2 protein-coding genes and 1 pseudogene are annotated in these 5219 nt (G+C 73.8%); 2 read left to right on the top strand and 1 reads right to left on the bottom strand.

The genetic code is table 11. The annotated features are described in order from the left end of the window. Positions 1 to 174: 174 nt before the first annotated feature. The gene (locus AB0M20_RS26125) at positions 175 to 1722 is read right to left on the bottom strand and encodes a hypothetical protein (RefSeq protein WP_364302495.1); all 1548 of its coding nucleotides are present in this window, start codon (positions 1720 to 1722) and stop codon (positions 175 to 177) included. Between the two features lie 221 nt (positions 1723 to 1943). Between AB0M20_RS26125 and AB0M20_RS26120 the strand changes: the two genes are divergently transcribed. Beyond that, positions 1944 to 4499, top strand: a complete 2556-nt coding sequence (locus tag AB0M20_RS26120; RefSeq protein ID WP_364302493.1) for an ATP-binding protein — start codon at positions 1944 to 1946, stop codon at positions 4497 to 4499. Further along, positions 4445 to 5219 (top strand): annotated as a pseudogene (locus AB0M20_RS26115) (hypothetical protein); the annotation flags it as partial. The gene AB0M20_RS26120 and the pseudogene AB0M20_RS26115, both read left to right, overlap by 55 nt.

Genomic DNA, 5219 nt, shown 5'->3' with positions numbered 1-5219 from the left:
CACACGGGGGGGGGGCGCCCCCCCGGGGCCTGGCGGGGGCGGGGGCTGGCGGGGTATACCTGGTAATAGCCCCAACCGGGCCCCCCGCCCCGGGGGCCCACGTCGACGTCGGGGCGTCCCCGGCGGGCGGATCGACCTTCTCGATCCGCCTGCCGGGCGCGCCCGTTCAGCTTCTCAGCTCTTGACGGCCGGCCGCCGACGCCGGGTGAACATGACGGCCGCCGCGCCGAGGCCCAGCAGCACCAGCCCGCCCACGGCAAGGGATGCGCCGGCCGGGCCGGTGATCGGCAGGGTCGGGTCGTCGCCGCCGTCACCACCGCCGGTGCCGCCACCGTTGCCGGCGGTCTTGTTCACCAGGATCGCGGCCCGGTTGTTGGCCTTGTTGATGTCGCCGGTGAAACGCTCGCACTCACACGGCTCGTTGACCGCGACGAGGCCCTTGGCGTTCGGCACGACGCGGTCGATGTGCAGCACGAACTCGTACGTCTCCTCCTCGCCGGCCTTGAAGATGTAGTCGGAGTAGCACTCGTAGATGTACGGCCGACCCTCACGCTCGGCGCAGACGTCCGGCGCGGCCACGAAGCTGGTGCCCTCCGGCGCCTGCACCTGCGTCACCGCGGCCGGGAAGCCGGCGCGGGAGAGGTCGACGGTGGCCTTGCCGACGTTGCGGACACCCGCGGTGGCCTTCACCTCGTCGCCGGCCTTGCCGGTCACCGCGCTGCCGACGGCGGCCAGGTCGGCACCGTTCTTGCCGGTGACCTCGACGTCGACGTAGCTCCAGTTGTCCTCGGGGTTCTTGTCGGCCTGCGGCGCGCGCTGCGCCCTCTTGGCCGCCGCCTCGTCCAGCGAGAGCTCGTCGCCGGTGCCCGGGGTGCCCTTCTCGACACCGAGCTGCTCGGCGTACTGGTAGAAGTCCTCGAGCTCGGCCTCGGTCACCCAGCGGGCCTCGCCGGCCTCGTGACCCGGCGCCATCGTGTCGGCCCGCAGCTTGTACGACATCGTGGTCTCCCACGAGGAGCCCGGCTCGAGGGTCTCGTCGAACGTGCAGGACTGCAGCTCGCCGTCGGCGTAGAGGCAGTTGCTGTACTGCTCGTCAGACTCGAAGGCCCAGTCGTTGAAGAAGAACGCGGAGGGGCCGTTGATCGCCTTGTCGCCGCTGTTGCTGACGGCGTACGTGGTGTCGAAGGACTGCCCCGGCGAAGCCTGCACCGTCGTCGGTGCACCGGCCGTCAGGTCGACGGCCTCGGCGACGCGCACCTTGAACTGCGAGGTGACCGGGTCGAGGTCCGTGCCGGAGAAGGTGGCCGTCACGGTGCCGGTGGCACCGGGCTCGGCCGTCTCGCCGGCGACCAGGGCGGCGTCGAAGTAACCACCGAAGAGCTCGGGGCCGATCTCCAGTGGCATCCAGGACGAGCACACCAGCTTGGTCGGCGACGCGCTCTCGCAGTCGCCGACGCCGTCACCCTCGGACAGGCGCACACCGGTCAGGCCGTCGCTCAGCTCGTACGTGATCGTCGGGTCCTCGACCGAAACCTGCTCGTCCGCGTAGAACAGGGGGCCGAACAGAGCGCCGGTCTCGCCGATCGGCACGGTGACATCGGTGAGGATGATCGCGATGTCGGCGGCCTTCGGAGCCGCGAACGCCGGCGCGGAGCTCATGCCGATCACGGCCCCCGCGACCGCCAGCCCGGCGAGCAGTCGCCGGGCAGGGGTGTGCTGCATCGGTGTGTCCTTTCAGGAGGCACGGCTGAAGAGTCGGTGCAGCATAGAGGGTGACGTCGATACGTGTCCGTCCCTACCGTCAAACCCTGGCAAAGCGGATGGCGGCCTCAAAACGGCGACGAGGCCACTGACTGTCCGTTACCGGTCACGTCCGAGATCTGCCATCGAGATCGCTGGTCAGGCTCGGTTTTCGGCGGCACCGTCGAGACCGGGAGGCGAAGATGCCGTTTCGGGTGGGGGCGAGCGGGTCGGCGCTGGCCGGCCGGGCCGCTCAGCAGCGCCGGCTGGACGCGCTGACGATGCGCCTCGCCCAGGGGCACGGCGGCGCGCTGGCGCTGACCGGCGAGCCCGGCATCGGCAAGACCGCGCTGCTGGCTCGCCTGGTGTCCCGCGCCCGCGACACGACCGTGCTGGCCACGACCGGGCTGGCGGCCGAGGCGGCGTTGCCCTTCGCCGCGCTCGGCGACCTGCTGCGCCCGTTGCTGCCACGGCTTCCGGCGCTGCCCCGGCCGCAGGCGGAGGCGCTGGGGGCGGCGCTCGCGCTGAGCGGCCCGGCCGGATCGCCCGGGCAGGTCGACGCGTACCCGGTGTGCATGGCCACTCTCACCCTGCTGACCGCCGCGGCGGAACGGGAGCCGGTGCTGGTGGTCGTCGACGACGCCGGTGCGATCGATCCGCCCTCGGCGGGCGCCCTGCTCTTCGCGGCGCGACGGGTCGAGAGCGACGCGGTCGGCCTGGTCTTCGCGGCCCGTGACCCACTGCCGCCCGAGTTCGCCGCGGCCGGGCTCGACGTGGTGTTCCTCGGCGGCCTGGACCGCGCCGCCACCGGCGAGCTGCTCGAGCGGCTGCGGCCCGGCCGGGTCGCCCCCGCGGTCGGCGCCGAGCTGTGGGTGGCGACCGGCGGAAATCCGCTGGCGCTGACCGAGCTGGCCGACACGCTCACCGACGACCAGCTGGCCGGCACCGCCGCGCTGCCCGATCCGCTGCCGCTGGGCGCCGGACTGCTGACCGCCTTCGGGGCTCGCGTCGCCCAGCTGCCGCCGGCGGAGCGGACGGCCGTGCTCGCCGCCGCCCTGGCCGCACCCGGCGATGCGGGCGTCGAACCCGCGCCTCCGCTGTTGTGCGCGGCCGCGCGGGCGATCGCCACGCCGGCCGAGCGCCGCCGGGTCTACGACACGCTCGCCACCGGCGCCGCCGGCGAGAGTCGCGCCTGGTATCGGACGGCCGAGCTGACCGGCCCCGACGACGAGGCCGCCGCCGAGCTCGAGGCGGCCGCGGACGGGATCCGGCGGCGGTCCGGCTGTGCCGCGTCGGCCCGCGCGCTGCGCCGGTCGGCCGAACTGACCGCGGACGAGCCGACCCGGGTACGCCGGCTCGTGGCCGCCGCGGCCGACGCGCAGCTCGGTGGCCACCTGCCGGAGGCGTCGGCCTGGCTCGGCGCGGCGTTGCTCGCCACCGAGGATCCGGGGCTGCGGGCGGACGTCGCGCTCGCCTACGGCCGGGTGTTCAGCCACGGAGGTGCCCCGGCCGCCGCCCAGCGGGTGCTGGCCCATGCCGCGGAGCAGATCACCGGCACCGACCCGGGCCGGGCCGCCGCCCTGTGGTGCGCCGCCGTGCACCCGGCGTTGATCGAGGGCCGCGTGCGCGAGGCCGCGGGCCACGCCCGCCGGGCCATCACACTGCTGCCCGGTGGGGGCGCCCGCGAGCGCGCCCGGCTGCTGCTGGGCGAGGCGCTGGTGATCGAGGGCCGGATCACCGACGGCCGCATGCTCCTCGACGCCCAACTGTCCTATGTGCACCGCCTGGATCCGCTGCGTGACGCCGAGGAGCTGGCGATGACCGGCGCGTGCCGGCTGTGGCTCGACCAGACCGCGGACGCGTCGGCGGTGCTCGACCAGGTGGCCGACGCGACCCGCCGGGCCGGTGCGTCCGGTCCGCTGTCGCAAGCGCTGGTGTTCGCGGCGATGGTGCGACATGCGACGGGTGACTGGCCGGCCGGGTACGCGCAGGCCGAGGAGGCGCTGGTCCGCGCGCGAGCCCTCCGGGACGTCTCCACGATCGGCTTCGCGCTGCTCGTCCTGGCCGGATACGAGTCCGCCCAGGGCCGCTTCGCCGAGGCGGACGCACATCTGGCCGAGGCTGCCCATCTGGCCGAGGCTTCCCATCTGGCCGAGGCCGCGCAGCTCGCCGGGTCGTCCGGCGTGCACGGGATGGGCGTCCTGCACGGCTCGGTGCAGGGCCTGCGGCACCTCGCCGCGATGGACGCCGCCGCTGCGGTCGCGACCCTGGAGGCGACCGGCGAGGCGGCCGAGCGGTTCGGCGTCGGCAACCCCGTCCTGGCGCCGTGGGAGTCCGATCTGGTCGAGGCCTACCGGCTGGCCGGCCATCCCGAGCGGGCGCGGGAGCAGCTCGAACGGCTGGCCGGGCGCGCTGGTGACCTGCCCACCACCCTCGCGGCGGTGGCACGGCATCGGGCGGTGCTGGCCGGCGATCCGGCCGCGGCCAGGACGTGGTTCCGCGAGGCGATGCGGGGGTACGCGAGGCAGCCGCGGCCGTTCGAGCAGGCGCGGACGGAGTTGGCGTACGCCGAACGGCTGCTGCGGGACGGGTCCGTGGCAGAGGCGTTGCCGCTGCTGAGTGATGCGGCGGCGGGGTTTCGGCGGCTGGGGGCGGCGCCGTTCGCCGCGCGTAGACCAATGGCGGAAGCAAAGTCATCGCGCACATGGCGCACGGCGGACACGCGATCGCCGACGACGCGCCGGGCGCGGAGCAGTTGACCAAGCTGGGCTGGACGAAGCTCAGCGACGCGACGCAGGGGGAGAACAGCACCACCGACTTCGACTACCTGTTCCACAAACTCGTCGGCGACCAGGAGGCGCACCTGCCGGCCGCCACCGCGGCCGAGGTGAACCTCACCGTGCACGCCCTGAACGACCTGGGCGACCTGATGATCGATCAGGAGCCGCCGGCCGCGGACACCAGCTCGCCGATCCCGCCGGTCTACACGTACTGGGGTCAGTTCATCGACCACGACCTGACCGCCGCGACCGATGGGGACGGGGTCATCTCCATCCGCGACGTGCCGCTGCCCCCGTTGGACGCGGACGAGGTCAGGCGGCTGCTCAAGAACGCCCGCAACCCCGCGCTCAACCTGGATTCGCTCTACGGCGACGGACCGTTCGCACCGCCGCCGACCGACCCGGCGAAGGTCGTCGTGCCGTATCAGGAGGACCGGGCGAAGCTGGCGGTCGGCCGGCTCAGGTTCGTGCCCTTCGGCGTGCGCATCCCGCCGGTCGACGACATGGACCGCGACCTGCCGCGCACCGACACGGGCGAGCCGCTGGTCGGCGACCAGCGCAACGACGAGAACCTGGTGGTCGCGCAGCTGCACGTCGCCTTCCTGCGCTTCCACAACATGGCGGTCGATTGGGTACGTGCATACGAGCCCGAGCGCACCTCGGTGGAGGACGTCTTCTACCGCGCGCAGCAGCTCACCC

Source organism: Actinoplanes sp. NPDC051633 (assembly GCF_040681735.1).
In the GTDB taxonomy this organism is placed as follows: domain Bacteria; phylum Actinomycetota; class Actinomycetes; order Mycobacteriales; family Micromonosporaceae; genus Actinoplanes.
Note: the sequence above shows the minus strand (reverse complement) of the source record. Positions and strands in the feature narration are given on the sequence as shown.

Excerpts from the sequence above, each read along its gene's own strand:
- AB0M20_RS26125 (WP_364302495.1), bottom strand. The coding sequence starts at position 1,722 with ATGCAGCACACCCCTGCCCGGCGACTGCTCGCCGGGCTGGCGGTCGCG.
- AB0M20_RS26120 (WP_364302493.1), top strand. The coding sequence starts at position 1,944 with ATGCCGTTTCGGGTGGGGGCGAGCGGGTCGGCGCTGGCCGGCCGGGCC.